At 42.1% G+C, this 26,330-nt stretch carries 28 protein-coding genes; 15 read left to right on the top strand and 13 right to left on the bottom strand.

The window, feature by feature from the left end:
- Positions 1 to 92 precede the first annotated feature (92 nt).
- Both lpdA and DCK90_RS04505 read left to right on the top strand, forming a co-directional pair.
- Positions 93 to 1,484, top strand: coding sequence for a dihydrolipoyl dehydrogenase (gene lpdA / locus DCK90_RS04510; protein ID WP_108245001.1), 1,392 nt, complete (start codon positions 93 to 95; stop codon positions 1,482 to 1,484).
- 3 nt (positions 1,485 to 1,487) lie between these two features.
- A complete protein-coding gene (locus tag DCK90_RS04505) occupies positions 1,488 to 1,769 on the top strand; it encodes a DUF3817 domain-containing protein (RefSeq protein ID WP_108245000.1) in 282 nt (93 codons plus the stop codon).
- Here the strand turns inward: DCK90_RS04505 and aroQ are convergent.
- From aroQ to DCK90_RS04490, 3 genes are all read right to left on the bottom strand, one after another.
- Entirely contained in the window at positions 1,761 to 2,177 is a 417-nt protein-coding gene (aroQ, locus tag DCK90_RS04500) for a type II 3-dehydroquinate dehydratase (protein ID WP_108244999.1), read from the bottom strand. The genes DCK90_RS04505 and aroQ overlap by 9 nt on opposite strands.
- 68 nt (positions 2,178 to 2,245) lie before the next feature.
- Positions 2,246 to 2,707: a hypothetical protein gene (locus DCK90_RS04495; RefSeq protein ID WP_159075759.1), complete on the bottom strand. Its 462-nt coding sequence runs from the start codon at positions 2,705 to 2,707 to the stop codon at positions 2,246 to 2,248.
- A 71-nt stretch (positions 2,708 to 2,778) separates the two neighbouring features.
- On the bottom strand, positions 2,779 to 3,303 hold the full coding sequence (locus DCK90_RS04490; protein WP_108244997.1) for a hypothetical protein: 525 nt from the start codon (positions 3,301 to 3,303) through the stop codon (positions 2,779 to 2,781).
- A gap of 228 nt (positions 3,304 to 3,531) precedes the next feature.
- On the opposite strand from DCK90_RS04490, the gene xerD reads away from it, so the two are divergent.
- On the top strand, positions 3,532 to 4,437 hold the full coding sequence (xerD, locus tag DCK90_RS04485; RefSeq protein ID WP_108244996.1) for a site-specific tyrosine recombinase XerD: 906 nt from the start codon (positions 3,532 to 3,534) through the stop codon (positions 4,435 to 4,437).
- On the opposite strand, the gene DCK90_RS04480 is transcribed toward xerD, so the two are convergent.
- Positions 4,434 to 5,741 (bottom strand): NAD(P)/FAD-dependent oxidoreductase, encoded by a 1,308-nt coding sequence (locus tag DCK90_RS04480; RefSeq protein ID WP_108244995.1) that lies wholly within the window; start codon positions 5,739 to 5,741, stop codon positions 4,434 to 4,436. The two genes, xerD and DCK90_RS04480, sit on opposite strands and share 4 nt — an antisense overlap.
- 101 nt (positions 5,742 to 5,842) lie before the next feature.
- Here DCK90_RS04480 and DCK90_RS04475 point away from each other — a divergent pair, with 101 nt between their 5' ends.
- From DCK90_RS04475 to DCK90_RS04465, 3 genes are all read left to right on the top strand, one after another.
- Entirely contained in the window at positions 5,843 to 7,270 is a 1,428-nt protein-coding gene (locus tag DCK90_RS04475) for an amidohydrolase (protein ID WP_108245109.1), read from the top strand.
- Between the two features lie 74 nt (positions 7,271 to 7,344).
- Positions 7,345 to 7,839, top strand: coding sequence for an RNA polymerase sigma factor (locus DCK90_RS04470; protein WP_108244994.1), 495 nt, complete (start codon positions 7,345 to 7,347; stop codon positions 7,837 to 7,839).
- Between the two features lie 2 nt (positions 7,840 to 7,841).
- Entirely contained in the window at positions 7,842 to 8,486 is a 645-nt protein-coding gene (locus DCK90_RS04465; protein WP_108244993.1) for a hypothetical protein, read from the top strand.
- Here the strand turns inward: DCK90_RS04465 and DCK90_RS04460 are convergent.
- Positions 8,483 to 9,304: a lysophospholipid acyltransferase family protein gene (locus DCK90_RS04460; protein ID WP_108244992.1), complete on the bottom strand. Its 822-nt coding sequence runs from the start codon at positions 9,302 to 9,304 to the stop codon at positions 8,483 to 8,485. The two genes, DCK90_RS04465 and DCK90_RS04460, sit on opposite strands and share 4 nt — an antisense overlap.
- 41 nt (positions 9,305 to 9,345) lie before the next feature.
- On the bottom strand, positions 9,346 to 9,987 hold the full coding sequence (locus DCK90_RS04455) for an NUDIX hydrolase (RefSeq protein WP_108244991.1): 642 nt from the start codon (positions 9,985 to 9,987) through the stop codon (positions 9,346 to 9,348).
- Positions 9,988 to 9,991: 4 nt separating this feature from the next.
- Between DCK90_RS04455 and DCK90_RS04450 the strand changes: the two genes are divergently transcribed.
- Positions 9,992 to 10,708 (top strand): peptidylprolyl isomerase, encoded by a 717-nt coding sequence (locus DCK90_RS04450; protein WP_108244990.1) that lies wholly within the window; start codon positions 9,992 to 9,994, stop codon positions 10,706 to 10,708.
- 54 nt (positions 10,709 to 10,762) lie between these two features.
- A complete protein-coding gene (locus DCK90_RS04445; protein ID WP_108244989.1) occupies positions 10,763 to 11,485 on the top strand; it encodes a dienelactone hydrolase family protein in 723 nt (240 codons plus the stop codon).
- A gap of 150 nt (positions 11,486 to 11,635) precedes the next feature.
- On the opposite strand, the gene DCK90_RS04440 is transcribed toward DCK90_RS04445, so the two are convergent.
- The 4 genes from DCK90_RS04440 to DCK90_RS04425 all read right to left on the bottom strand — a co-directional run bounded on the left by DCK90_RS04440 (position 11,636) and on the right by DCK90_RS04425 (position 16,972).
- On the bottom strand, positions 11,636 to 14,287 hold the full coding sequence (locus DCK90_RS04440) for a TonB-dependent receptor (protein ID WP_108244988.1): 2,652 nt from the start codon (positions 14,285 to 14,287) through the stop codon (positions 11,636 to 11,638).
- A 13-nt stretch (positions 14,288 to 14,300) separates the two neighbouring features.
- A complete protein-coding gene (locus DCK90_RS04435; protein WP_108244987.1) occupies positions 14,301 to 15,446 on the bottom strand; it encodes a hypothetical protein in 1,146 nt (381 codons plus the stop codon).
- Positions 15,447 to 15,638: 192 nt separating this feature from the next.
- The gene (locus tag DCK90_RS04430) at positions 15,639 to 16,253 is read right to left on the bottom strand and encodes a trimeric intracellular cation channel family protein (protein ID WP_108244986.1); all 615 of its coding nucleotides are present in this window, start codon (positions 16,251 to 16,253) and stop codon (positions 15,639 to 15,641) included.
- Between the two features lie 2 nt (positions 16,254 to 16,255).
- The gene (locus DCK90_RS04425; RefSeq protein WP_108244985.1) at positions 16,256 to 16,972 is read right to left on the bottom strand and encodes an RDD family protein; all 717 of its coding nucleotides are present in this window, start codon (positions 16,970 to 16,972) and stop codon (positions 16,256 to 16,258) included.
- Between the two features lie 33 nt (positions 16,973 to 17,005).
- Between DCK90_RS04425 and DCK90_RS04420 the strand changes: the two genes are divergently transcribed.
- Genes DCK90_RS04420 through DCK90_RS04395 form a run of 6 tightly spaced genes read left to right on the top strand, consistent with a single transcriptional unit; the run spans position 17,006 to position 23,100 of the window.
- Positions 17,006 to 17,977 carry a stage II sporulation protein M gene (locus DCK90_RS04420; protein WP_108244984.1) on the top strand — a complete coding sequence of 324 codons (972 nt, stop codon included), beginning with the start codon at positions 17,006 to 17,008 and terminating at the stop codon, positions 17,975 to 17,977.
- Positions 17,961 to 18,851 carry a hypothetical protein gene (locus tag DCK90_RS04415; protein ID WP_108244983.1) on the top strand — a complete coding sequence of 297 codons (891 nt, stop codon included), beginning with the start codon at positions 17,961 to 17,963 and terminating at the stop codon, positions 18,849 to 18,851. Before DCK90_RS04420 ends, DCK90_RS04415 begins: the two co-directional genes overlap by 17 nt.
- Entirely contained in the window at positions 18,852 to 19,583 is a 732-nt protein-coding gene (locus DCK90_RS04410; RefSeq protein ID WP_108244982.1) for a DUF4129 domain-containing protein, read from the top strand.
- Positions 19,576 to 20,793 carry a DUF4350 domain-containing protein gene (locus tag DCK90_RS04405; RefSeq protein WP_108244981.1) on the top strand — a complete coding sequence of 406 codons (1,218 nt, stop codon included), beginning with the start codon at positions 19,576 to 19,578 and terminating at the stop codon, positions 20,791 to 20,793. The genes DCK90_RS04410 and DCK90_RS04405 overlap by 8 nt, the downstream gene beginning before the upstream one ends.
- Positions 20,783 to 21,766, top strand: coding sequence for an AAA family ATPase (locus tag DCK90_RS04400; protein ID WP_108244980.1), 984 nt, complete (start codon positions 20,783 to 20,785; stop codon positions 21,764 to 21,766). Before DCK90_RS04405 ends, DCK90_RS04400 begins: the two co-directional genes overlap by 11 nt.
- Positions 21,767 to 21,768: 2 nt before the next feature.
- Positions 21,769 to 23,100, top strand: a complete 1,332-nt coding sequence (locus DCK90_RS04395; RefSeq protein WP_108244979.1) for a DUF58 domain-containing protein — start codon at positions 21,769 to 21,771, stop codon at positions 23,098 to 23,100.
- Here the strand turns inward: DCK90_RS04395 and DCK90_RS04390 are convergent.
- From DCK90_RS04390 to mnmA, 3 genes are read right to left on the bottom strand one after another with little or no spacing between them, the layout of a single operon-like run.
- Positions 23,093 to 23,566: a hypothetical protein gene (locus DCK90_RS04390; protein WP_176621418.1), complete on the bottom strand. Its 474-nt coding sequence runs from the start codon at positions 23,564 to 23,566 to the stop codon at positions 23,093 to 23,095. The two genes, DCK90_RS04395 and DCK90_RS04390, sit on opposite strands and share 8 nt — an antisense overlap.
- Positions 23,567 to 23,613: 47 nt before the next feature.
- Complete coding sequence (locus DCK90_RS04385; protein ID WP_108244978.1) at positions 23,614 to 24,555, bottom strand: NAD(P)H-dependent flavin oxidoreductase; 942 nt, start codon at positions 24,553 to 24,555, stop codon at positions 23,614 to 23,616.
- 53 nt (positions 24,556 to 24,608) lie between these two features.
- The gene (gene mnmA / locus DCK90_RS04380) at positions 24,609 to 25,799 is read right to left on the bottom strand and encodes a tRNA 2-thiouridine(34) synthase MnmA (RefSeq protein ID WP_108244977.1); all 1,191 of its coding nucleotides are present in this window, start codon (positions 25,797 to 25,799) and stop codon (positions 24,609 to 24,611) included.
- Positions 25,800 to 26,003: 204 nt separating this feature from the next.
- Here mnmA and DCK90_RS04375 point away from each other — a divergent pair.
- Positions 26,004 to 26,330: fasciclin domain-containing protein (locus DCK90_RS04375; RefSeq protein WP_199912647.1), on the top strand; the 327-nt coding region annotated here is incomplete at its 3' end.

Genomic DNA, 26,330 nt, shown 5'->3' with positions numbered 1-26,330 from the left:
TTTTCACCTTGGGAAATGGGGATTGATTTCCGTACTTTTGCACCTGCCAATCGATGGCATATTTTCAATCTAACAACTAAAATCAAAATCTAATGAGCAAGTTCGATATAATTGTTTTGGGAAGTGGTCCAGGTGGATATGTTACCGCCATAAGGGCATCACAATTAGGTTTCAAAACAGCCATTATAGAAAAAGAAAGTTTGGGAGGTGTATGTCTTAACTGGGGTTGTATCCCGACCAAGGCCCTTCTTAAATCTGCTCAGGTTTTCGAATATTTAAAGCATGCCGAAGATTACGGTTTGAGCGCCAAGGATGTCGAGCACGATTTTGGTGCCGTTGTTAAAAGAAGCCGTGGTGTTGCCGAGGGAATGAGCAAAGGTGTCCAGTTTTTGATGAAAAAGAACAAAATCGAGGTCATCAATGGATTTGGAAAGGTAAAACCAGGCAAAAAAGTTGAAGTAAAAGCGGAAAACGGAGAAACTTCTGAATATTCCGCAGACCATATCATCATTGCGACAGGAGCGCGTAGCCGCGAGTTGCCAAGCCTTCCACAAGATGGAAAAAAGGTAATCGGTTACCGCGAGGCCATGTCCTTGGAAAAGCAACCCAAGAAAATGATTGTGGTCGGAAGTGGCGCCATTGGAATGGAGTTCGCCTATTTCTACCACTCTATGGGTACAGAAGTGACCGTTGTGGAATACATGCCGAACATTGTTCCCGTTGAGGACGAAGATATCTCCAAACAATTGGAGCGCAGCTTCAAAAAAGCTGGGGTAAAGATCAAGACTTCTGCAGAAGTCACTAAAGTTGACACCTCCGGTGATGGTGTAAAAGCCACCGTTAAGACTCAAAAAGGCGAAGAGGTTTTGGAAGCCGATATCGTGCTATCCGCCGTGGGAATCAAAACCAATATCGAAAACATTGGATTGGAAGATGTTGGAATCGCTACGGACAGAGATAAAATTTTGGTGAACGATTACTATCAGACCAATATCCCTGGCTACTTTGCCATTGGAGACGTTACTCCAGGACAGGCATTGGCACACGTTGCCTCTGCAGAAGGAATCCTTTGTGTTGAAAAATTGGCTGGAATGCACGTGGAAGCCTTGGATTACGGGAACATCCCTGGATGTACCTACTGTATTCCAGAAATAGCTTCTGTTGGATTGACCGAAAAAGCGGCCAAAGAAAAAGGATACGAACTTAAAATAGGTAAATTTCCTTTCTCCGCAAGTGGTAAGGCCAAGGCGGCCGGAACCCCAGATGGTTTTGTAAAAGTAATTTTTGATGCCAAATATGGTGAGTGGCTAGGTTGTCACATGATCGGCGTTGGTGTTACCGATATGATCGCTGAAGCCGTTGTTGCTCGTAAACTAGAAACTACAGGTCACGAAGTGCTAAAAGCTGTGCATCCTCACCCAACCATGAGCGAAGCGGTTATGGAAGCTGTTGCTGATGCTTATGATGAAGTAATCCACCTATAAGGTATGCTTAAAATTTTTAGGGCCACTGCTATTTTAGAAGGTATTTCCTATCTACTCCTTTTCGGAATGACCATGCCGTTGAAGCATTGGGCAGATATTCCTGAACCGAACCAAGTTGTTGGTATGGCACATGGAATATTGTTTATTCTATATGTAGTAGTGGCCATAGTTTTTTGTTGGGAACGCAAATGGAAGCTCAAAAGGTTTATCATCCTTTTTATAGCATCCCTTCTCCCCTTTGGCACTTTTTATGCCGACAAAAAATACTTAAAAGATTTAGCCTAGGAAACTCTGAATGGCCAAATCGTAACTTTGTAGACCAAAGCCAAGAATGACTCCCTTGGCGCCTGGCGAAATAAAAGATACATGACGGTATTCTTCGCGCTGGTGCGTATTGGAAATATGTACCTCGATTACCGGGGTTTCCACTGCTTTTACGGCATCCCCGATTCCAACCGAAGTGTGCGTATAGGCCGCCGCATTTAGAATAATGCCATCATAATCAAATCCTACTTCTTGAATTTTTCCTATGAGTTCACCCTCAATGTTGGATTGATAATATTCCAGTTCCACATCGGGAAACTTTTGCTGTAGTGTTTTGAAATAGTCTTCAAAAGTGATGCTCCCATACACTTCGGGCTCACGTTTTCCCAAAAGGTTCAAGTTGGGTCCGTTGATGATCTTTAGTTTCATACCATCAAAAATACAATAAAAAGAAAAGGGCGGGAATACCCGCCTTTCATATAATATGGTGCATTGTTTTAATTGATGGCAAACTGGAGGCCAAAACCAAAGGCTGCAACCTCATTATCTCCAACATCGCTCAACACGACAGATGGACGCCAATCAAAATTTAGTACAAAAGGCACTCCGTCAATCTTAAAATCAAGCCCCAAATGCGGACGCAAAGCAAAAATATTGTCAAAGTCCTTTATAAAAATAATGCTTGGTCCAACTCCAGCATACCAGCGCAGACCCGGTGCCCTATAAAATCCTTTATGATAGGAATATAGGAATGTGGCCATGGTCGCATTGTCCTCAAAACCCAAATCCGCTTGACCCACATGGTTATCCGAGAAAAAATATTTTCCCGTAGCCCCAAAAAAGGTAGCCTCGTCATAAAGATCTATGCCCAAACCAAGAGCGCCCTTATAACTGGTCTGTGCCTTTGCTGCAAAATGGCTCAACATAACAAATGCGATAACTAAAAGTAATTTTTTCATTTTAAGTGTAATTAGTGGTTAATATTCATGGTTTAAACTGTAAGATTTGGGGTTATTTACAGTTGCTTTTTTTAAAATAAAAATAGAAGTCCCAAGGCAGCGACGGAAAAACTACCGCCATTGCTAATATTGATGTACGAAACATTAAGTTCTGTATTACCGGATATATTGTATCCAATCATTGGACGAACATAAAACCCTCCATCATTTCCTTCATTAATGCCGACCGCGTAACCTACATCGGCACCGAGCTTAAATTCGTAAGTGGGATACAGCCTAAATGCTCCTGCCACCGGGATAAACTGGATATCCGGGAAATCCACATCTTGGCCAACTGGTCCAATATCAATGGTTGATGTATCACCAAAAGCGTTAATAAATCCAGTTGCAATCCCAGCATCTATAAGCTCGGACACTCCCCAATGATAGCCCAAGTCGACCCCAAGACTAAAACTTGAATAATCGGAGGCATCTCCAACAGGAAGTCCCGCATGCACTCCGGCCTTAAAACTTGTTCGGTCCACTTGTTGTGCCATGGACGAAAAACTTACGGCAACCATTGCTATGATTACCAATGCGAATGTTTTTTTCTTCATTGTTAAAATTTTACTAAGAAGAAAACGTATGCTTCATAAAAAAAGTGTCTTCTTGAAATAAATTTCCTACAAAATGAATTTTCATTTTACTCTATCTATACAATCTTAGGCGAAAAATATCGAAACCAATTATTTTTAAACCCTATCAATTGACCAAAGGGCCTTTTGAATTGACCGATGGCTGTTTTTAGACAACGGTGATGTGATTATGTCACTATATTTGAGCTCATGAACTGGCAGCAAGCAATAAAAGATTACCAAAATTATTTGAAGATAGAGCGCGGACTTTCTCCAAATTCCATCTCCAACTATTCCATGGACCTTAAAAAGCTTGCCGGTTATCTTGATGAACAAGGCATCGATGATACACCTATCGCAATAGACAAAGAAGTTGTGCAACAGTTTATCTATGAAATTGCCAAAGAGGTAAACCCCAGAACACAGGCACGCATTATTTCCGGGCTAAAAGGCTTTTTCAATTATTTGGTTTTTGAAGATTACCGTGAAGACAACCCCATGGACCTTATTGAAACTCCTAAAATTGGAAGAAAGTTGCCCGACACGCTTTCGGAAGACGAAATAAACCAATTAATAGCTGCCATTGACCTTTCCAAACCTGAAGGAGAAAGGAACAGGGCCATCTTGGAAACCTTGTACGGTTGTGGGCTACGGGTGTCGGAACTTATCAGCTTGAAACTGTCCGACCTTTATTTTGATGAAGATTTCATTAAAGTAACGGGCAAAGGAAACAAACAGCGTTTTGTTCCTATCAGTGAAATCAACCAGAAATACATCAACATTTATTGGAAAGAAGTCAGGATACATTTGCCCATTCAAAAAGAACATGAAGATTTTGTTTTTCTAAATCGTCGGGGCAAACAACTGACCCGAGCCATGATTTTCACCATTGTGAAACAGCTAGCTGAAGAAATTGGGCTTAAAAAGAATATCAGTCCGCACACTTTTCGACATTCTTTTGCAACGCATCTGTTGGAAAATGGAGCAGACCTTAGGGCTATACAGCAAATGTTAGGTCATGAGAGCATTACGACCACCGAGGTGTATATGCATGTCAACCGCTCGCATCTGGCGAACATATTGAAAGAGTTCCACCCTAGAAAATCGGAAAACTAATCGCGCATCAAATTATGACGTTCTACTTTGTTTTGCTTTTTGAAGGGTCGGATTATCAAACGGGCCTCGCGGTCAAAGCGGATATAATTATACACCCAATTGATGAATACCACTAGCCTATTCCTAAATCCGATAAGAAAATATAAGTGAACGAACATCCAAACAAACCAAGCGAACACGCCTTGGAATCTGAACTTTGGTAAATCCACTACGGCTTTGTTGCGCCCTACGGTGGCCATACTGCCCTTATCCTTATAAACAAAGGGCTTCATGGGCTTTTCCTCTATCATACGAACAAGATTCTCTCCCAAGCTCTTTCCTTGTTGCATGGCTGGTTGGGCCATCATGGGATGGCCTTCGGGAAATTTTTCTGTCTCCATCTGTGCCACATCCCCGATTGCAAAAACAGCTTCTAAACCTATGACTTGGTGAAACTCGTTAACCCGCAACCTATTGCCCCTACTTAGCAACTCCTCTCCATCCAAACCTTTCAATCCCACGGCCCTTACACCAGCTGCCCACACCAAGGTCTCTGCTTCAAAAATGGTTTTGGTGTTTGTAGTTACCCGTTTGCCATCATAATCGGTAACGCGAATGCTCTTCCAAACATTCACACCCAATTCTTCTAAAAATTTTTCCGCTTTTTCCGATGCCTTTTGACTCATCGCAGGTAAGAGCCTATCTCCGCTCTGCACCAAATTTATCTGTGCCCTACGCGTATCCAGATCTGGATAATCTTTGGGAAGGATTCCCTTTTTTATTTCGGCCAATGCTCCCGCAAGCTCCACTCCAGTTGGTCCACCTCCAACAATTACGAAATTCATCAGGGCATCCCGCTCGTGGAGGTCGTCCGTCAACAGGGCTTGTTCAAAATTCTCGAGAATCAAACTACGTAAGTTCAAAGATTGTGGGATGGTTTTCATCGCCATTCCCTTGGTTTCGATTCCTTTGTTTCCAAAAAAATTGGTCTCAGAACCGGTGGCTACGACCAAATAATCATAAAAAATCTCACCAATATTGGTCCTGATCCTTTTCGTTTCCGTTTTCACTTCTTGTACGTTTGCCAATCGAAAAAAGAAATTTGGATACCCTTGAAGTACCTTTCTTATTGGGTAAGCAATGGAGTCAGGCTCCAAACCACCCGTAGACACTTGATATAACAAGGGTTGGAAATTATGGTAGTTATGCTTATCCAACAGAACTACTTGGACATCTTTTTTACTTAATTTTTTGGCTAGTGCAATGCCTCCAAAACCGCCGCCTACTATCACGACTCTTGGATTGCTGGATTGAGGAATGTTCATGCTCGACATACCAGCAAATTTAATCAATCCAGAGCAGTGCAATGGAGGTTAAGTATGGTTTTTTCCTATCTTTAGAGCCTAACTCAAAAAAACTACAACTAATGAGAAAATTTCTCCCAATGGGTGCGTTTCTGCTATTGTGCACCATGGGCATCCATGCCCAAAAAAAGAAGGACAATGTCATTAAAGACCTCGAATCCAAATCTGAAAAATACAGTGAAATCGCCCACGAAATATGGGGTCTTGCTGAAATGGGTTATCTAGAGGAACAAAGCTCCGCGCTTTTGGAAGAAACTCTTTCCGATGCCGGTTTTAGTATTGATAAAGGTATTGCCGGTATTCCAACGGCTTTTAAGGCCGAATATGGTTCGGGTTCCCCAGTAATTGCCATTTTGGGTGAGTACGATGCACTTCCAGGCCTTTCACAGGAAGCCGTTCCCGAGAAAAAATCTGCTGGCGGTGCAGCTGGACACGCTTGTGGACATCACCTTTTTGGTACAGCATCCACGGCCGCTGCAATTTCGGTAAAGGAATGGATGGAAAATAACAACATCAAAGGAACCATTCGATTTTATGGATGCCCTGCTGAAGAAGGTGGTTCAGGAAAAGTTTATATGGTCCGGGAGGGAGTTTTTAACGATGTAGATGTTGCACTTCACTGGCACCCAGGTTCCGGAAATGCTGCAAGCGCCGGTGCTGCCTTGGCCAATAAATCGGCTAAGTTCAGGTTTCATGGAATTTCTGCCCACGCCGCAGGAGCTCCAGAAAAAGGTCGTTCCGCCCTTGATGGCGTGGAGGCCATGAACGCCATGGTGAACATGATGAGAGAGCACGTCCCAGAGGATGCAAGGATACATTATGTTATCACAAATGGTGGAAAAGCGCCTAACGTAGTCCCCGATTTTGCAGAGGTGTACTATTATGCAAGACATAACACCAGGGAGGTCGTTGTGGATATCTTTGACCGTATGGTAAAAGCCGCTGAAGGCGCCGCATTGGGAACCGGGACCACCATGGAGTATGAGATGATCGGTGGAACTCACGAACTTTTGCCCAACCTTACCGTTCAAAAGATCATGTACGACAATTTGGTAAAAGTTGGAGGTGTCACCTATAATGATGAAGAAAAGGCGTTTGCCGAAAAAATATCCGAGACCTTGGGCAAGGGCGCTCCGGACATATCCACCGCACAGATTGTGCAACCCTACAAAGAGACCGCTCAAGCCTACGGTTCCACCGATGTCGGTGATGTGAGCTATACTGTTCCCACAGCTGGTCTAGGTACTGCGACCTGGGTTCCCGGAACTCCCGCACATAGCTGGCAAGCAGTTGCCGCTGGCGGTATGAGCATTGGTTCCAAAGGAATGATGGTCGCTGCAAAAACATTGGCACTTACGGCCATGGATATTTTTGAAAGTCCAAAAACCATTGAGGCTGCAAAAAAAGAATTGGAAGAAAGACGTGGCAAGGACTTTAAATATGTTCCCATGTTGGGCAACAGACAACCTGCATTGGATTACCGTAAATAAATTTTTACCCAATCATTGTAACAAAAGTTGTTTTATCGATACCAATAGATAAAGCAAACTTTACCAACCGTTTAGTGAACAAAGAACTGGAACATCAATTTGTGACGGAACTTGAGGACAATCAGAACATTGTCCATAAGGTGTGTAGTCTATATACCAACGACAAGGATTCGCATAACGACCTGTTCCAAGAAATCACTATACAGTTGTGGAAAGCATACCCAAAGTTTCGGGGAGATGCCAAGTTTAGCACATGGATGTACCGCGTTGCATTGAATACAGCCATAACATTGTACAGAAAATCCAAAAAAAGGGTAAAGACCCAGGATTTTGATTCGGTCCTCTATAAGATCAAGGCCACCGATTATGATGATACCGAGGAACGACAATTAAAGTTGATGTACGACGCGGTAAAACAACTTGGCGACATTGATAAGGCCTTGGTCTTTCTTTATCTGGAAGACAAGGATTATTCTGAAATAGCCGAAACTTTGGGAATTTCCGAAGTAAATGCAAGAGTGAAGATGAGTAGGGTGAAAAACAAATTAAGAACAATATTAAATCCGTGATTATGCTGGATGAACTGGAGCTCTTGAAGAAGGATTGGCAGAAGCGGGAAGCAAACCTCCCCAAACTGTCCTATGAGCAAATATACCCGATGACCAAAAAAAAGTCATCGTCCATAGTAAAATGGATTTTTTATATCAGTATCATAGAATTTGTTTTCTGGGCAGGTATCAATATTATTTTTAATGGCCCCGATACCATGCAAGAGCTTAAGGAAATGCATATTTACAAGGTAGTTATGGCCCTTAATGTCATCAACTACGCCATCATCCTTTACTTTATCTATAAATTCTATACCAATTATAAAAAAATCTCCTTTACCGATTCCTCCAAAAATTTGATGCGAACCATACTAAAAGTTAAACGGACAGTGACCCAATATGTATGGTTCAACCTAATTATCTTCACCATTAGCGCAATAATTTACGCCTATGGGGTTCTGCTGTACACACCGGAAGGACAGGAATTGGTCAATGCAGCTGCCCAAGATGGGGACAGTACGGAGTTTTGGGCATTGTTGATCATCACATCGATCGGAGTGACAACTGCCGTGCTGGTGATTATTTGGTTGTTCTACAAACTCCTGTACGGCATCCTTCTCAAAAAACTAAGAAAAAACTACAACGAGCTCAAAAGACTCGAGGTCTAATCATCAATTTTACCTTTGTAACTGTATCGTCTTTTTTGGTTTTCCTCCTCATAGGCAAGAAGTTCTTTTTGAGGAATAACTTTTAGGAACGATGGGTGTTGCTCAATGGCATACTCCAATTTCTCCAAAATGGCATCAATGGATTCGTTATCGTAATCAATATCCAAAGGTTCCTTGATTTGCATGGATTGAAGGATTCCTTTCTTCTTCACACGAAGGCCTTTTTTATCAAAAGAACGTCGAAAACCGTCGATAACAACGGGAACAACAACAGGTTTGTATTTTTTGATGATGTGCGCCGTGCCCTTTCGCAAGGGCTTCCAAGGGGTGGTCGTTCCTTGCGGGAAGGTAATTACCCAGCCATCGTCCAATGCCTTTCCAATATTGGAAATATCACTGAACTTCACCTGTCTGTTCACATTCTGGCCATCTGCCCTCCAGGTCCTTTCAATACTTATGGAACCAGCATAGGCCAAAACCTTGGTCAGCAGACTCTTTCCCATTGTTTCTTTGGCGGCCACGTAGTAAATGTTCAGTTTCGGATTCCACAAATAGCCCAAGTTTTTGATATTATCGTCCCGCCCTTTTAGACTGGCATTGAAGACATGGAACATGGCCACCACATCGGCAAAATAGGTTTGATGGTTGCTTACAAAGAGGACATTGCTCTCTGGAAGGTCACGGATTATCTGTGAACCTTCAATCTCTAAAGTATTAAATCCTTTGTAGCGTTGGTGCGTCATCATGCCCGCAATACGAATCAGCCATCGTTTTAAGAACAAAATATGACCAAAGGGATTTTTTTTGAACAGACCCATGTAATGTGTTGATTGTTGACGGCAAATTTACAAAATAGCACTTAAAGCACTTGACGCAAAAGCTCTTTGATCTCGCTCAATACCATTGCCGTAGCGCCCCACACCGTGTAACCGTTTAGTTTAAAGGCTGGTACATCTATATTTTTTGCATAAGAAGTTGTCAAAACCTCGTTAATATGGTTGGAATCGTCCATAAAATCTTTGAGATAAACCTCTACAATGCTTTCTACTTCAAAATCTTCTTTCACAAATGGTCGAGGATTGGGATAAAGTCCGATATAAGGTCTAACCAAAAAATTACTTGGCGGAATATAGACTTCGCTCAGTTCCTTGATTACCTCAACTTCGCCTGGTGGCACACCTACCTCTTCATGGGTTTCACGTAGAGCGGTTTCCATTAAATTTTTATCTATTCTTTCCACTTTCCCTCCGGGAAACCCAATTTGGTTAGAATGAACCCCTTGATATACTTTCCTTAGAATCAAAAGCAATCGGGTTTGCTGTTCAACGTCCGGATAAAACAATGCCATTACACCTGCTCTCTTGGGGTTGGCATCCTGCACCTTATTGTTCTTTAGCCACTGGATTCGCATCTGCGGTGACATTTTATTATGGGAATCCTCTCCGGGAAGTGGAAGATTTTTTAATTTTAAAGCTAGTTCGTAAAATTCATTAAAATCCATACTGTTGAGACAATCGGCTTTAGCTACAAGTATATTATTTCTATTATTGGTTTCCTGCGGAGAATCCCCTAAAAAGGAGAAGGACAAAGTTCAGGAAAATATTGCAAACACGGACACCGTTCCAAAAACCGAATTGGATTCCACCGCAATCGAGGAAGGAGAGGAAGAATCCTTTAAACTTACCGAAGAAAATGCCATCGAATTCTTTTTTGATTATTCCAAAAAACTAAAAAAGGACAAGGTGAAGATAACCACTACCATGGGAAGTTTTACCGTGCAACTTTATGATAATGTTCCTTATCATAAAGCCAATTTTATTTTTTTGGCAAGACAAAAATATTTTGACAGCACCCAATTTCATAGGGTGGTCAAAGACTTTATAATTCAAGGAGGAAATTCCGACGACCGAAAAACGGCCCGTAAACGAGGTGATATTGGGCGATATCTGCTGCCCCCTGATGGCAACAAGGGACATAAACACCACAGGGGCACCATATCCATGCCCAGCAGCGAAAGGGACAATCCCCATAAATTGGCCTCCCCTTATGAGTTCTTTATTGTGGTGAAAGACCCAGGATCTTATCATTTGGACGGTTCGTATACCCCATTTGGTCGCGTAATTGAAGGTATGGATGTAGTGGATGCCATAAATAATGTGCGCGTTGGGGACGGTGATTGGCCATGGCAAAATATATACATACTAAAGGCCGAAGTTTTGTAAAGGAATCAAAAAATAATATAATTTAATGGCTCTCAATACATAACTAAACTCAGCATGATTCAAACTAACAATTTTAGCTATGCAGATGATGGGCAATCCTATTCGGGAATTGTTGCCCATGATGACAGCATTCCGGGAAAACGACCTGTGGTTTTGGTGGCCCATACATGGGCGGGTCAATCGCAATTTGAAACGGATAAGGCCATCGAACTTGCCAAACTCGGTTATCTAGCGTTTGCCATAGACGTTTACGGCGAGGGAAAAAGAGCAAAAGACAACACCGAAGCGGAAGAACTTATGAACGAAGTGGCCACCGACCGTCAAAAGTTGCTCGACCGAATAATGCTGGCATTCAACAGTATTAAGGATCATGATTTGGCCGACCCAAAAAAAGTGGGCATCATCGGATTCTGTTTTGGAGGTAAATGTGCCTTGGACCTTGCCCGTTCCGGAACTGACTTCAAGGGTGCCGTTTCCTTTCACGGACTCTTGGACCCAAACGGATTGGAACAGGAAGAGGAGGATATTAAAGCAAAAGTATTGGTGCTTCACGGTTGGGAAGACCCCATGGCATTTCCCAAGGATGTTGTTTCCTTAGGGTATGAAATGACCGATAGAAATGCCGTATGGGAAATGGATGTTTTTGGCGGAACAGGACATGCCTTTACCAACCCCAATGCCAATGCCCCGGATGATGGAATGATGTACAGCCCACTGGCCGCTGATCGTTCTTGGACAAGAATGACCAACTTTTTCCAAGAAGTCTTCGCAGATTGATGATTAAAAAGAAAACAAAGCATTAAGCCGGTATTTTACTGTATAAAAAAACGGTTCGGGATACTATCATCCCGAACCGTAAATAAATCAACCACATACCTGGGTACAAAAAGGAATTTTTTCACTGAAATTGGTGCCTATATCAGCATTTTAAATCTTCATGTTGATCCCAAATATAATCTGACGGAAACCTCCTCCGAAAACCCCAGAGGTCGCCCTGTTCAAACGCGAGGCCCTATATATCTTATCGGTAATGTTCTTACCATTCACAAAAATGGTGGCATCGATTTTTTTACCAATTGTCAAATCGTAGTTCACGAATGCATCAATGGTTGTGTAAGAAGGCAGCTGACCAATAGCCCCATCGGCAGATTCATTTTCAAAATTGTGGAACTCCGTGTATTGCTTGCCCACATGATGCACATTAAACCCGCTCGATAACTGGTTCCAATCGTAATTGAGTCCCAAACTCATATTGATACGGGGCGTATAAGGTGCCTCGGTATCCGAAAGCCCCTCATCGCCATAGGTAACAACACTTCTTGTAATATTGTCAAATTGGGATGCATCAATGGTTTGGTCAGTCAGCAAGGTTTCACCTCCCCCATTGTCCACGTATACCTGGTAGGCATTTCTATTGGAATTTACCATGGACACATACTCATTTTGTGTAGCGGTACCATGTATCACCTGTGCAAATAGGTCCCTATCCTCCAACTTGCCCGATTTAACTTTGGATTTCATGTAGGTAACATTGCCCAAAAAGTGCAATTGATGGCCATTGGTGTTCAAAAGTTTGGCATTGATGGCCATTTCCACTCCTTGAACATTTATTTCGCCCAACTCGGTAAATACTTCGTTACGCCCCCCTGCATAAAAATTTCTGCTCGCATTGTGAAAATAGGTCAATTGCCCCTGGATAAAATTATCCAACAAGCCGCCTCGCCAACCAATTTCCTTGTTCCAACTTAACTCTGGGTCAATATTGATGCTCTGTCCCGCCAACGGGTTGGTCACCACACCATCCTGTTCCACCAAAAACCCGAATACTTTGGAAGGAGCTATCATTCCCTGATACACACTACCATAAAATTCACTGTTACCATAATCATAACTTATCGTGATTCCTGGCAAAAATTGATTGTATACATTGGGTTCCCTGCCTTCTAACGTGCTTTCCAAATCAGGCTGCTGGGCCAAGGCCAAGAGGTCTTGCCGAAACATATCCACATGTTCAAAACGAAGAATGGGCGTTACCTCAACTTTTCCAAAATTGAACTCATTGCGGATATAGCCATTGGCCGACCACAACCTGTACCACAAATCTTTGGTGACGGTTCCATATCTGGCCCATCTGGAGTTGTCCGCTTCCAGGAAAACATCCTTAAAGGTTTCACGGTGCAGATTGATGCTACCTTCGAAAGCACTCGGAGCACCAAAAGCTTCCCATGCGGCGTTGACCGTTTCCTTGATTCCGGAAACACGATAGATCCATCTACTGTCCGTAGTACTTTCCTGCCCATTGGTCACTCGACCAACAATAACATAGTCTTCATCATCAAAGGTCCTTCCTGATAAATATCCATATCTATCAGTAAAAATTTCATCGCCTAAATAATCTTGGACTTCCGATGCCCTGACCTTCGCAGTCACCTGTCTCCACCAATCCCGTTCAAAATCCGAGGCGTACACTTTTGTAGTGAAACTCAAATCATCATTGGGCAGCCATTTGTGGATAATATCCACACCATAGCGCCTCATGGTAAATTGGTCCGCATCCAACGGATTTTGTGTCGGGTCAGCTTCAAATGTGAACGGTGTTTGGGAACTTAAAGAAGCCTGATTGTCCTCGAACTGTCCACTCACCTTAAAATAAAGTGATTGACTGTCGGACAGTTTGGCGAATATCTTTGCATTCAGGTTCAAGATCTCCACTGAAGAGTTATCGGTAAACCCATCAAACTTCTTGTAAACACCTTCCACCAAACCACCTAAATCGTTCCAAGTTCCTCCGTATGAAAACAGGCCGGAGGTATAATTACGCTGACCTCCTGTCAACTTAAGCCGTAAAGTTGGCTTTTGAGGTGGTAGTGCGGTAATATAGTTGACGGCGCCGTACATATTGTTGGGGCCGTACCGTAGCAAATCCGCCCCTTTATATACTTCTATAGAGGTGATACGATCGCTCACCGGGTTATAGTAGGCACCGGGAGCTATGTACGGTGCCGGTGCCGCCGGTGTACCGTCTTCCATCAAAAGCACCTTTTTGGAGCGCCTGCCCCACGAACCCCGAATACTTATGTTAGGTCGGTTGGATAATCCCATGTCCCCAACAATATTAACACCGGGAATCGTCCGGAGTACTTCCTCGGTACTCAACGGATTACTATTTTTTAATGAAATAGGATTGATTCTAAAATTGCTCCCTTTAAATTCACTTTTAAAATTTTTGGGTGATGCACTTACAATTACTTCGCTCAATGTGGTATTGGACCTCTTCAATGCTATGGTGCCCAAATTATCGCCACTCGATATGGGAACCTCCAGCGCTTCGTATCCCAAATACCTCACAATAACGGAACTGTCATCGGGGGAACTATCGATCTGGAAGTTTCCATAATCATCAGTCAAGGTTCCTTTTTGGCTTGAATTCAGTACTATTTGTGCTCCGACCAAAGGCTGTCCATCTGTGGCATCGACCACCTTTCCTATGAGATTTTCCTGACTCCTTCCCAGAAGACCAAAGAGTAAAATACATATAAATGATAACTTTTTTATTTGTTGGGCAATTGTAAAGTGCATTTATGTTGACAGCTTAATTATTGAATTCATTCATAAGTTCCGGGTTCACCTTGACCTTATTGTTTGTAAACCGGTAGGATACACCTACATTGATCAAATAATCAGCAAATGCGGCATCCCCCATTCGAGGTTCTCCCGTCGCTTGTTCTGTCTGCAAATCTGTAACACTCTGCGGACGCTCCCTTCTTACTGCAAAGGGCACATTGAGGTTCAAGGAAAAGTTGTTTTTCATAAAGGCGATTCCTGGATCTATGGAAAGTACATTTCCCGGCCTTCTAAATCCTTCATTCCCTCCAATCAGGTCTTTAACCGGTACACCTTCGTACCGAGCCCCCAATGAAGCAGAAATGGTATTGCTCAAACTATGGCTTACCCCTGCCCTAACGGAAAACTGGTCCGGAACGGCCATGATCGCCTCATTTTGGAGAATTGGGCTCAAAGTTTCCCTAAAGGTCCTCGTTCCATTTACCTCCCTTGGATTGATCAAATAAAAACCACCTCCGTAGGCAAAAAAGCGTTCTGCAATTTTTTGGTAAAACTGAAAATCTACCGTAATTCCAAAACCTCCGTCTCCTGGCTGAATACTCTGGTCCACCGGTCTGACCTCAGGTCCGCCCTCCGGACCAACATTGTAAAAAATGTCAGAAGCATTATAACTTCCCGTTGGAATTTTCAATCCCAATCCCAATGCCACGTTCCCGTTCTGGTGCTTTTCAAGGTCGAAGAGCCAATAACCGACTCCTGCCCTTATATCGGCCAAGCCACGGGAAAAGGTCGTATTTCGCTCATCACGACCATGCTCGTAGAGTGAAGAACGTGTGTTGATTACTGTTGGAATGGTGATGCTGGCGTACCATCTGTCCGAAATCCCGTAGGTCAAAAAGAAATCCCATGAATGTGAATGGTTGATTACCTCAGTTTCGTTGGAAACACGGTCGGGTTCCTCGTGGGTTCCCCTAAAATGACGGAAAGATTTAAAATACCGGTAGTTACTTCCTATTTGGATATCCCCCGGCCCCAAAAGATTGTTTTCCAAAGTATTTCCCACACATGAGGAAAAATGTCTGATGGCCACACACCCTTGTGCATTTGCCCGATAGACTCCAAAAAAGGAAATCAATCCCAAAATTGTAAAAGTTAATGATTGCGATGTTCTCATACCTGATTGAATGATTGGTTTGGGGAAATTGAAGATGACAAACAACCTCCCGAAAGGTTAATTTTTATGATTGCAGGCAATGTAGATGTAAGGCCGAGCGGTTTCGACTAACGAAAAAGTAAAATTTATTAACGATAGGTTAATTGTGCTAAACAACAACTAACCACAGTTGTAAAAAACTTAGGAGATAGGTTACGGCATTTGTTTACCGTAGATACTGGGAAGAGTTATCTTAAAGCGAACGGCCAATAACCTCAGCAAGATCACCACTAAAATAGCTGCGATATAGGCATATTCATCCTTGACCGGGAACTGTATGATCAAAAAGTAGCTCAAGGCACCCAATATACATGCCGTTGCATAGATTTCTTTATGGAAGATGACGGGAATCTCATTACATAGAATATCGCGTATTACTCCTCCAAAACAAGCTGTCATCGTGCCTAAAAATACGCAGATAACAGGTAAAAGCTCGGCTTCAAGACCCTTCTCCACCCCTACCATGGTATAAAGTCCTATTCCTATCGTATCGAACAGGAACAAAGATTTTCTAAGATATTTGAGTTTGTTCACAAATACGATGGCAAAAACTACCGAAATAAAAATGGTGACCACATAAGTAAGGTCATGCATCCAACCTACTGGTGTGTTTCCTATCAATAGATCTCGTAACGTACCGCCTCCGATAGCGGTTACAAAGGCAATAATGAGCACACCGAACAAATCCAATCGTTTTTCCATGGCCACCAAGACCCCAGAAATGGCAAAGGCAATAGTGCCCAAAATATCAATGGTCTGGTATAGCATGCCTACATTTTTTGGGTGTAATAGTTGTAGTCATTAATGATCACATCCACAAACTCTATGGGTTTTAATGCGGTCTGCACTCCCAATACTTCCTTGATACGCTTATCCAAAGAAACAATTACGTTATGGTTTCCATTGAGCCTTGCCTTGTCGTACAACTCCTTAATGGTTCGCATTTCCTGGTCCTTAAAAACAGTAACCTGTGGAAAGGTAGGTTTGTAATCTTCTGGCAATTCCCTAAGCAAGGTATCTTTTAAGGATACGTGCTTTTTTTCACTGATAACCGTGGTGCCGGCAGCAATGTCACCGATTCGTTGTCCTTTGCCCCGAATCAAAATGGTAAGAACGGCTGCACCTCCTGATGTAATTCCCACATCAATGATCCGTAGTGCCCATCGCACAAAATAGTTTCCGAAGTTGGGCTTGGACCCGTCCAGCTTCACCACACGAAGGTTCATGGCTCCCTTGCCAATGGTTTTCCCATCCATCAGGGTCTCAAAAAGCAGATAATATAAAAATGCCGGTAGGGAAAGAATCAGATAGAACGCCCATTGATCCCCCATATCAATCTCTAGGGAGGCCAAAAAAACAAACATCAAAATAGTGTAGACCACAATGATAAAGGTATCAATGATGTAAGCCAACATACGTTCACCGAGATGGGATGTATTTTGATTGATGGTTATATTTTGGGCCGTTTCTATTTGAAATTGTTCCATATTTTAGTTTCTTTACTACAAACCATTAATTGAATGCGCGAGGCCGCTTTTGTAAGGCAAAATAAGGATAAATGGGCCGCTTTTGAAAATGCCCTGATCAATAAGGGCCAACTTCATCCAGATGAGCTTTCGGATCTGTACATTGAGATTACCGACCACCTAAGTTACGCAAAGACCTTCTATCCTGGCAGCAACACCCAAATTTACTTGAACACGCTTGCCTCCCAAGCGCACCAAAAAATATATAAGACCAAACGGGAATCAAGAAACCGTATTGTCCATTTTTGGAAAACGGAGTTCCCTACCATGTTCAAAGACCATCACCGCGAATTATTGATTTCCTTTCTAGTGTTCTCCTTTTTTGTTATCGTGGGAGCCTTCTCCTCGGCCAATGAAGGTGACTTCGTCCGTTCCATTTTGGGCAATGGTTATGTTAATATGACCTTGGAAAATATTGAAAAAGGCGACCCAATGGCGGTATATAAAGAGCAAGGTGCCTTTAATATGTTTTTGGGCATCACCATAAACAATATCAAAGTGGCCATTTATGCCTTTGCTTTTGGTATTTTTTTGGGTGTGGGAACACTTTATATCATGTTGCAGAACGGTATTATGCTGGGTAGTTTTCAGTACTTTTTTTATGAAAAAGGGCTGCTATGGGAATCCGCAAGGACCATCTGGATTCATGGCACTATAGAGATTTCGGTAATCATCATCGCTGGTTGTGCAGGGCTGGTACTGGCCAATGGTATTCTATTCCCAGGTACGTACACCCGTTTGGAATCTTTTAAAAGAGGAGTCAAAAACGGACTAAAAATAATGGTGAGCACGGTCCCTTTTTTTATCATTGCCGGCTTTTTGGAGGGTTTTGTTACAAGACATACCGAAATGCCCGACTGGCTTGCCATTTTTATCATTCTGACCTCGCTATCCCTAATCGTTTTTTATTATATCATTTATCCATACCAAATCCATAGAAAAACCACACATGCAGACACCGAATAACTATATCGAGTTTAAAAAACAGCGCGAATTGGGAGAAATCCTCTCCGATTCTTTTGTTTTTATCCGAAACGAGTTCAAACCCTTTTTGGGAACCATCCTAAAAATCGTAGGTCCATATATAGTGGTCATGCTGGTTTCTATGGGGTTCTATATGTACACCATTGGCGATATCTTTAATCTTACCGCCATTGGAAACACCACCGTTTCCACATATTCCCCATTGATTATGGTTTTGGCCGTGGTTGCTCTGCTCTTGAGCTCGATAGCTGCATACGTATTGGCTCAGGGCACTGTGTTACATTATATAAAATCATACATTTCCCATAGGGGTTCTACAAATTATGATGAAATACGAAGTGGTGTTTACGGTTCCTTTTGGTCTTTGATAGGCCTGGGCATTATTGTGGGATTGTCCGTATTTATCGGAGCAATGTTCTGTTTAATCCCTGGCATTTATTTGGCTGTTCCCTTATCGGTTTCCTTTGCCATTCTGGTTTTTCTTAAAAAGGATACTATGGAATCTTACCAATACAGTTTCACCTTGATCAAAGAAAATTGGTGGATTACCTTCGCCACTTTATTTGTTATCTATATTATTGTGGCCGTAGCTTCGTATGCGTTTAGTTTACCGACCATCATATACAGCTGGATAAAAATGGGCGTTTTCTCGGGTGAGATGGATGCCGAGAACTTCAATGTTTTCAACGACCCCATTTATTTGATACTGAACATTTTGAGCACATTGGTGCAGTTTCTGATGAACATTATCTTTTTAGTGGCCACCTCGTTGATTTTCTTCAATCTTAACGAGAAGAAAAATTTTACCGGTACTTTTGAACGTATTGAAAGTCTCGGAAAATCCTCGGAGGAATAAATGCTCAAAAAACTGATTTTATCATACCTACTGTTATCGTGGACAATCATTTTTGCCCAGAACGATTCCGTGGTCAAGTATGATGAATCGGACCTACAACCTATCGAGCTGAGTTCGGAAGAACTGGACTCTTACAGAAATGATAGCGACTTCAACTACGAAGAAGTAAAAACCGAAAACGGTTGGTGGACGGATATCGTCAACTGGTTCTACAACATTCTACGGCGTTTTTTCGAATGGATTTTTGGTGTGGGCAATGCAGAGGGCTACTTGGCTGTTTTTTTAAAAATATTGCCCTATCTGTTACTTGCATTGTTTCTGTATCTGGTGATTCGGTTTTTTGTAAAATCCAGTATTCTGGGCATGGGCAAGAACAAGAAAAATCCAAATGTGGTGACCCTCTCCGAGGAAGAACACATTATTAAGAACGAGGACATTCAGGAACTGATAAAAAAGGCACTGGCCGATGAAAACTATAGACTGGCCATTCGATATTACTATCTCTACATCCTTCAATTGCTGTCGGAACGGGAATTGATAGATTGGCAACAACAGAAGACGAACGATGACTACATGGCCGAGATATCCGATAGTCCCTTTAAAAATGATTTCGTAAAAGCCACCCTACTGTACGATTACGTTTGGTACGGGGAATTTGAGCTGAACCTTGAGCGCTACCAAAAGGCCGAACTTGTATTTTCATCCTTAAAAAAATCGATAGCAGATGTCTAGAAAAGGATGGATATACATATCAATAGGTATTTTGACCTTGGCGGCTATGTTTGCCTTGGAATACAACAAGCCAAAAAAAATCAACTGGTTTCCGTCTTATGTATCCCACCACAAAATACCTTATGGGACTTATGTACTGAACGATGTAATGGAAAAGCATTTTCCAGATGCAGTCCAGCAAATCCAGAAACCACCTTTTGAATTCCTGAGCCGTACCGACTCCATCAAAGGCACCTATTTTTTTGTGAACGAAAACGTTTCTTTTGAAGAAGCTGAGCTCAATACAATCTTGCAATGGGTAGAACAGGGCAACCAATTGTTTGTAGCCTCAAGTTCTTTTGAGACAAAATTATTGGACACCCTAAATTTAGGACAGCGCTTTGTTTACAATGACGGCCAATTGGAGCCCATTTTTTATTTTGAATTGGTCAATCCAGCATTCAAAAATAAAAAAGTGAAATTCACCAAGGACTATTATATGCCGAGCTTCGACAAGTTAGATACCCTTCGGACGACGGTTCTCGGTCAAGTTTATACCAGTGCGGATAGTACAGGGGCCTTGACAAAACATGTAAATACTATAAAGCAACCCTTTGGCGATGGAGAAATTATATTGTCCAGCTTCCCAAAAGCTTTCACCAACTACTTTATGTTGAAGGAGGATAATAATGAATACACGTCGGGACTGTTGTCCTATTTGGACCGTAACCGAACCATTTACATGGATAATTTCCATAAATCCGGCAAATCATTTTATACTTCACCCATGTACTTGTTCCTGAATACCGAAGAATTTAAATGGGCCTACTACCTCATTCTTATCGGGGCAATTATTTACATTATTTTTGAAGGAAAGCGAAAACAACGTGCCATTCCGGTTGTACCTCCTGTAAAAAATCAGACCTTGGCATTTACCCGTACCATTGCCGATATGTATTTCGAAAAAAAGGAACTGCCGCTGATCACCAAACATAAAATTGATTACTTTTTGGAGTATCTCAGATCCAAATTGCATGTTACAACGCAAGATTTGGACAGCGAAACATTTTTGAGGAATGTGGCCCTACGAAGCAACTCAACATTAGAGGAGGTGAAAAATTTAATAGGAATGATTATCAAACTCAGGGCAAAACAACAGGTCACCGAAGAAGAACTGAAAAATCTCAATAAAAAAATAGAAGCATTTAAAGCAAACGTTGATGGAAAATAATGATTTGAACTTTGATAGCAGGGTTCCCTTAGAAGAATTAAGGGACACTGTAGAACAGGTAAAAAAAGAACTATCCACTATAATCGTGGGGCAAAAAGGTTTTATAGAACTTTTGATCATTTCCATTTTGGCCGATGGGCATGCCTTGATAGAAGGCGTACCCGGGATTGCAAAAACGGTGACTGCCAAACTCTTCGCCAAAACATTGAAAACGGAGTTCAACCGTATCCAATTTACCCCGGACCTTATGCCAAGTGATATTTTGGGTACTTCCGTCTTCAATTCCAAAACAACCGAGTTTGAATTTAAAAAAGGACCCATATTTTCCAATATCATCTTGATTGATGAAATCAACCGAGCTCCTGCCAAAACACAGTCCGCACTTTTTGAGACCATGGAAGAAAGACAAGCCACCGTGGACGGCACCACTTACAAAATGGGAGAGCCATTTATGGTCTTGGCCACCCAAAATCCCATTGAGCAAGAAGGCACTTACGCCCTGCCGGAAGCTCAATTGGATCGTTTCCTGTTTAAAATTAAGGTGGATTACCCCTCTGTCGAGGAAGAGGTGATCATTCTACAGAACCATCACGAACGGAAAGGTGAAAAACCACAAGATCAAATAAAAGCGGTACTGACCCCAAAAAAACTGGCAGAGTTCAAAAAGAATATTCATGAAGTGGTGGTGGAACAAAAAATACTGGATTATATCGCAAACATCATCACACAGACCCGAAATCACCCGCATTTATATTTAGGTGCATCGCCAAGGGCATCCATAGCAACGTTGACAGCGGCCAAAGCTTTTGCTGCGATTTCCGGAAGGGATTTTGTAATTCCCGAAGATGTAAAAAAAGCCTTGGTACCGGTACTGAACCACAGGGTCATTTTAACACCTGAGCGGGAAATGGAAGGCATGACCACCGAAAGTGTGGTTACCATGATCATGGAATCCGTTGAAATTCCGCGTTAAGTATGGCATTCCTCCGGTCACTGTACATACACAATAGTTTCTTTAGGTATATCGCCGTGCTCTCCGCATGCTTTGTAATTTCCTATTGGGTACCGAATCTGTACCCCATCGCTTGGTTATTGGTTTATGTATTATTGGCGCTTTTCTTTTTGGACCTCTATTTAATGTATGCAACAAAGAATGGCATTCAGGCACACCGAAATCCGCCACAAAAACTATCCAATAGCGATGAAAATATATTATCCGTACACTTTACCTCCAAATATCCATTTAGAACGGAAGCATTTATAATCGATGAATTACCCGTACAATTCCAAAAAAGGGATTTTGAACATAGGACCCATTTACAAAAAGGAGAGCCCCATTTTTTTGAATACTCGGTTCGTCCCGTTGAGCGTGGAGAATACGTTTTTGGCAACCTGATTGTTTTTGCCTCTTCGCCAATTCGTATCATCAAAAGAAAATATACCTTTCAAAAGGACCAAATGGTGCCCGTTTACCCGTCCATCATTCAGATGCAACAGTACGATTTTTTGGCCACAAGCAATCGGTTAACAGAGTTTGGACTCAAAAAAATAAGACGTATCGGGCATACCCAAGAGTTTGAGCAGATCAAGGAATATATTAAGGGGGATGATGTTCGAACCATCAATTGGAAGGCCACGGCAAAAAGGAGCCAATTAATGGTAAACCAATATCAAGATGAAAAGTCCCAACCTATTTACTCGATTATTGATACGGGAAGAGTGATGAAAATGCCCTTTAACGAATTGAGCTTATTGGATTACGCCATCAATTCGGCATTGGCATTTTCCAATGTCGCCCTAAAAAGAAATGACAAAACGGGATTGCTTACCTTCTCCAAAAAGATAGAGACTTTTGTTCCTGCTGTTCAAAAAATAACGCACTTGAACACCATAATGGAGAGTCTGTACAATATATCCACAGACTATTCGGATTCGGATTTTGGATTGCTCTATGCCCATGTAAAACGAAAAATAAACCAGCGCAGCCTCTTGCTACTCTACACCAATTTTGAGCATATCTCGGGCTTAAAACGACAATTGCCCTTTATTTTGGCGATGGCAAAAAAACACGTTTTGGTCGTCATTTTCTTTGAAAACACAGAATTGGAATCCTTGATTGCAACCGATGCCGAGGATTTACAATCCATTTACCATAAGACGATTGCCGAAAAGTTTTCATTGGAGAAAAGACTCATGCAAAAAGAACTCCAAAAGTATGGTATACAGACCATCTTGACCAAACCTGAGGAACTGACGGTAAATACGATTAATAAATATTTGGAGATAAAAGCTAGGGGAATTATTTAGCGGTAAGCTCGTAGTTGGAAAGTCCCAAAGTATTTAAGGATGGAGGCACGCCATCCAAAACCACCAATTTTGATGTTCGTAGGGCTGGGTATTGTTTCTTGTTAAAATTAAATGTCGAATATCGACCTCGCAAACGTCCGTTGCTATCTTTCTTGGAAAATAAATCTATTGCGATACCTACAGTAATACCGCCTAGAATGGTAGCTGCCAAGTCTTCATTGTCCCATCCATTGTCCTGCTGTCCGGCATCAATCGCTTCTTTTGCCACACCCGCTATGGCGCTTCCTGTAACGGCACCAACGAAGGTCCAAACCCGGTTCCCCTCGGTTGCATGCTTTGCAATTCCTGCCCCGGCAAGACCAAAAAGACTCCCGCCAACAAAATGAAGCACTTTGTCCCGCCCTATTTGCGCATGGCAATTATAAGCGAGCAAAAGAAAGAGTAGTGTGGGGATAAGTGTTCTCATTGCGCAGGCTAAATATATTAAAAGTTTCTCAAAATTTTGCTAACCACCTAATACTCTTGCATTTCAGTTTTTGCCCGATGATACTCTTCCATCAATTCACGAACAATTTCTGCTGCCGGAGTTATGTTATGAATCAAACCGGAAACTTGTCCGATTTCCAGTTCACCTTCTTCCATATCACCTTCGAACATGCCTTTTTTTGCCCTTGCTCTTCCCAATAGTTTAATCAATTCTTCTTTTGTCGCTCCGCTAGCATAAGCCTTTTGAATGTCGTCGAAGAATTTGTTTTTGAGCAATCGAACGGGTGCAAGCTCCTTTAGTGTTAGCTGGGTATCGCCCTCTTTGGCATCCACTACCCATTTTTTGAACAGTTCATGGGAAGATGCTTCTGGTGAGGCTACAAACCTACTTCCTACCTGAACACCATCCGCACCCAGTACCATGGCCGCCAACATGGCTCTTCCCGTAGCAATACCACCCGCGGCAATCAATGGGATATTAATTTTTTCCTTTACGGATGGAATCAATACCATGGTCGTAGTTTCGTCACGACCGTTATGACCCCCAGCTTCAAAACCTTCTGCCACAACAGCATCCACTCCAGCTTCCTGGGCTTTTAAAGCAAACTTTACGCTACTGACAACATGTACAACGGTGATTCCCTTTTCTTGAAGAAATGAAGTCCAGGTTTTAGGATTTCCAGCTGAAGTGAACACTATCTTCACCTCGTGCTTTACAATAATATCCATCAGTTTTTCAATGTCGGGATATAACATGGGGACATTCACCCCAAAAGGCTTACTGGTTGCTTTTTTACATTTGATGATATGCTCCTCCAGCACCTCGGGATACATACTGCCCGCACCCAACAATCCCAATCCACCTGCATTGGAAACCGCTGAAGCCAAACGCCAACCACTGGCCCATACCATACCTGCTTGAATGATGGGGTGTTCGATTCCGAAAAGTCGTGTGATTTTATTCTGCATGGAAATTTGATTCTAGTTTCCACCAAAATAATGAAAATAAATAAGGAATTCCTTTAGGATATTACCCCAGAGCCTACCAGTTCGTCATCAAGGTACCAAGCCGCAAACTGACCTTCGGTTATAGCGGATTGCTTGTCCTTGAAATCAACGAACAGACCATTCTCTACTTTATAAAGGGTTGCGGGTTGCAAGGGCTGTCGGTACCGAATACGTGCCATCACCTCAATGGTTTCATCTACCTTCAAGGCTAAATCAGGGCGTACCCAATGGAGTTCGTCCTCTTTAATGAACAATGTATTTCTAAGCAGACCAGGGTGTGCTTTTCCCTGACCGGTATAGATAATGTTCTTGTCCACATCGGTATCGATAACGAACAATGGTTCCTTTGTTCCGCCAACATTTAGGCCTTTTCGCTGGCCAATGGTAAAATAGTGCGCGCCTTGATGCTCTCCAACAACCTTTCCATCCGATTCGTTGTAAACTGGTTTCTCCGCACGAAAGGTAAGTTTCTCTCTTTCACTTTGAAAATCGGGAACCACTGCGGAAAACTGTGTTGCATTACTTGGAACTTCTACGATAACCCCTTTTTTGGGCTTTAATTTTTGTTGAAGAAACTCTGGCAAATGTACTTTTCCTATAAAACACAAACCCTGCGAATCTTTTTTATCTGCAGTGATCAAATTATTTTCAGCTGCAATCTTTCGTACTTCCGGCTTTAATAATTCTCCAATCGGGAATAAGGTTTTGGATAATTGTTCTTGCGATAATTGACAAAGGAAATAGCTCTGGTCCTTATTGGGGTCCTTACCAGACAACAACTGGTAGGTTTCAGTTCCATCTTCATTTTGGATGGTTCCCTTTCTACAGTAATGACCGGTTGCTACATAATCCGCACCCAATTGCAGTGCTATTTTCATGAAAACATCAAATTTTATCTCACGATTGCACAGCACGTCCGGATTGGGAGTCCTTCCTCTTTCATATTCATTGAACATGTAATCCACTATACGCTCTTTGTACTCTACACTCAAATCCACAGTCTGAAAAGGAATGCCCAACTTTTCAGCAACTATCAAAGCATCGTTACTGTCTTCTAGCCAAGGACATTCTTCGGATATGGTAACGGAATCATCATGCCAATTCTTCATGAAAAGACCAATCACATCATATCCCTGTTCTTTGAGCAAGTAAGCGGCCACGCTCGAATCCACTCCTCCCGAAAGTCCAACAACAACCTTTTTCATTGCATTTGATTAAGGCTACAAAAATACAAATTGACATTCATTAAAAATTGTAAATCTGTCTTAAAGCGTATAAACGGTAATTATAACCCACACAATGTCAAGACCATAATTTTTGTTAAAGTTTTTAGTGAAAATGTTAAACATTGTTGTTTTTATTTTGTTTAATGTTATTTTTAAATTGTTAAACAAACATCTTTAAACAACATGAAAACTCTAAAACACTTAAGCCGACTGACATTATTGCTCTTATTTATTGGTGTGACCTCTTGCTCCAATGACGACAACGGCCCAACACCACCAATGGAAGAGGATGCCAATATTGTAGAGGCAGCCCAAGCAACTTCTGAATTAAGTACTTTGGTTGCTGCGCTTCAAAAGGCAGATGAAAGTGCCAACAACGATTTGATCACAGCTCTTAGCGGTGAAGGACCATTTACCGTATTTGCTCCCACGGACGAAGCATTCGAGACATTCCTCGATGGCGCAGCTTTGGATGACATCCCTGTTGACGTTTTGACCAACGTATTGCTT

This window comes from Muricauda brasiliensis (genome assembly GCF_003057865.1).
Taxonomy (GTDB): Bacteria; Bacteroidota; Bacteroidia; order Flavobacteriales; family Flavobacteriaceae; genus Flagellimonas; species Flagellimonas chongwuensis.
This window is presented reverse-complemented; position numbering and strand designations above follow the sequence as displayed.

What these genes read in the sequence shown, in the direction of transcription:
- DCK90_RS04455 (WP_108244991.1), bottom strand. Translation starts at nt 9,987, where the DNA reads ATGGATTTTAATGAATTTTACGAACTAGCTTTAAAATTAAAAAATCTT.
- DCK90_RS04400 (WP_108244980.1), top strand. Translation starts at nt 20,783, where the DNA reads ATGGAAAATAATGATTTGAACTTTGATAGCAGGGTTCCCTTAGAAGAA.
- DCK90_RS04430 (WP_108244986.1), bottom strand. Translation starts at nt 16,253, where the DNA reads ATGCTATACCAGACCATTGATATTTTGGGCACTATTGCCTTTGCCATT.
- DCK90_RS04435 (WP_108244987.1), bottom strand. Translation starts at nt 15,446, where the DNA reads ATGAGAACATCGCAATCATTAACTTTTACAATTTTGGGATTGATTTCC.
- DCK90_RS04460 (WP_108244992.1), bottom strand. Translation starts at nt 9,304, where the DNA reads ATGGGTCTGTTCAAAAAAAATCCCTTTGGTCATATTTTGTTCTTAAAA.
- DCK90_RS04420 (WP_108244984.1), top strand. Translation starts at nt 17,006, where the DNA reads ATGCGCGAGGCCGCTTTTGTAAGGCAAAATAAGGATAAATGGGCCGCT.
- DCK90_RS04505 (WP_108245000.1), top strand. Translation starts at nt 1,488, where the DNA reads ATGCTTAAAATTTTTAGGGCCACTGCTATTTTAGAAGGTATTTCCTAT.
- lpdA (WP_108245001.1), top strand. Translation starts at nt 93, where the DNA reads ATGAGCAAGTTCGATATAATTGTTTTGGGAAGTGGTCCAGGTGGATAT.
- DCK90_RS04405 (WP_108244981.1), top strand. Translation starts at nt 19,576, where the DNA reads ATGTCTAGAAAAGGATGGATATACATATCAATAGGTATTTTGACCTTG.
- xerD (WP_108244996.1), top strand. Translation starts at nt 3,532, where the DNA reads ATGAACTGGCAGCAAGCAATAAAAGATTACCAAAATTATTTGAAGATA.
- DCK90_RS04410 (WP_108244982.1), top strand. Translation starts at nt 18,852, where the DNA reads ATGCTCAAAAAACTGATTTTATCATACCTACTGTTATCGTGGACAATC.
- DCK90_RS04480 (WP_108244995.1), bottom strand. Translation starts at nt 5,741, where the DNA reads ATGAACATTCCTCAATCCAGCAATCCAAGAGTCGTGATAGTAGGCGGC.
- aroQ (WP_108244999.1), bottom strand. Translation starts at nt 2,177, where the DNA reads ATGAAACTAAAGATCATCAACGGACCCAACTTGAACCTTTTGGGAAAA.
- DCK90_RS04390 (WP_176621418.1), bottom strand. Translation starts at nt 23,566, where the DNA reads ATGAGAACACTTATCCCCACACTACTCTTTCTTTTGCTCGCTTATAAT.
- DCK90_RS04425 (WP_108244985.1), bottom strand. Translation starts at nt 16,972, where the DNA reads ATGGAACAATTTCAAATAGAAACGGCCCAAAATATAACCATCAATCAA.
- DCK90_RS04490 (WP_108244997.1), bottom strand. Translation starts at nt 3,303, where the DNA reads ATGAAGAAAAAAACATTCGCATTGGTAATCATAGCAATGGTTGCCGTA.
- DCK90_RS04475 (WP_108245109.1), top strand. Translation starts at nt 5,843, where the DNA reads ATGAGAAAATTTCTCCCAATGGGTGCGTTTCTGCTATTGTGCACCATG.
- DCK90_RS04395 (WP_108244979.1), top strand. Translation starts at nt 21,769, where the DNA reads ATGGCATTCCTCCGGTCACTGTACATACACAATAGTTTCTTTAGGTAT.
- mnmA (WP_108244977.1), bottom strand. Translation starts at nt 25,799, where the DNA reads ATGAAAAAGGTTGTTGTTGGACTTTCGGGAGGAGTGGATTCGAGCGTG.
- DCK90_RS04465 (WP_108244993.1), top strand. Translation starts at nt 7,842, where the DNA reads ATGCTGGATGAACTGGAGCTCTTGAAGAAGGATTGGCAGAAGCGGGAA.
- DCK90_RS04415 (WP_108244983.1), top strand. Translation starts at nt 17,961, where the DNA reads ATGCAGACACCGAATAACTATATCGAGTTTAAAAAACAGCGCGAATTG.
- DCK90_RS04440 (WP_108244988.1), bottom strand. Translation starts at nt 14,287, where the DNA reads ATGCACTTTACAATTGCCCAACAAATAAAAAAGTTATCATTTATATGT.
- DCK90_RS04385 (WP_108244978.1), bottom strand. Translation starts at nt 24,555, where the DNA reads ATGCAGAATAAAATCACACGACTTTTCGGAATCGAACACCCCATCATT.
- DCK90_RS04495 (WP_159075759.1), bottom strand. Translation starts at nt 2,707, where the DNA reads ATGAAAAAATTACTTTTAGTTATCGCATTTGTTATGTTGAGCCATTTT.
- DCK90_RS04445 (WP_108244989.1), top strand. Translation starts at nt 10,763, where the DNA reads ATGATTCAAACTAACAATTTTAGCTATGCAGATGATGGGCAATCCTAT.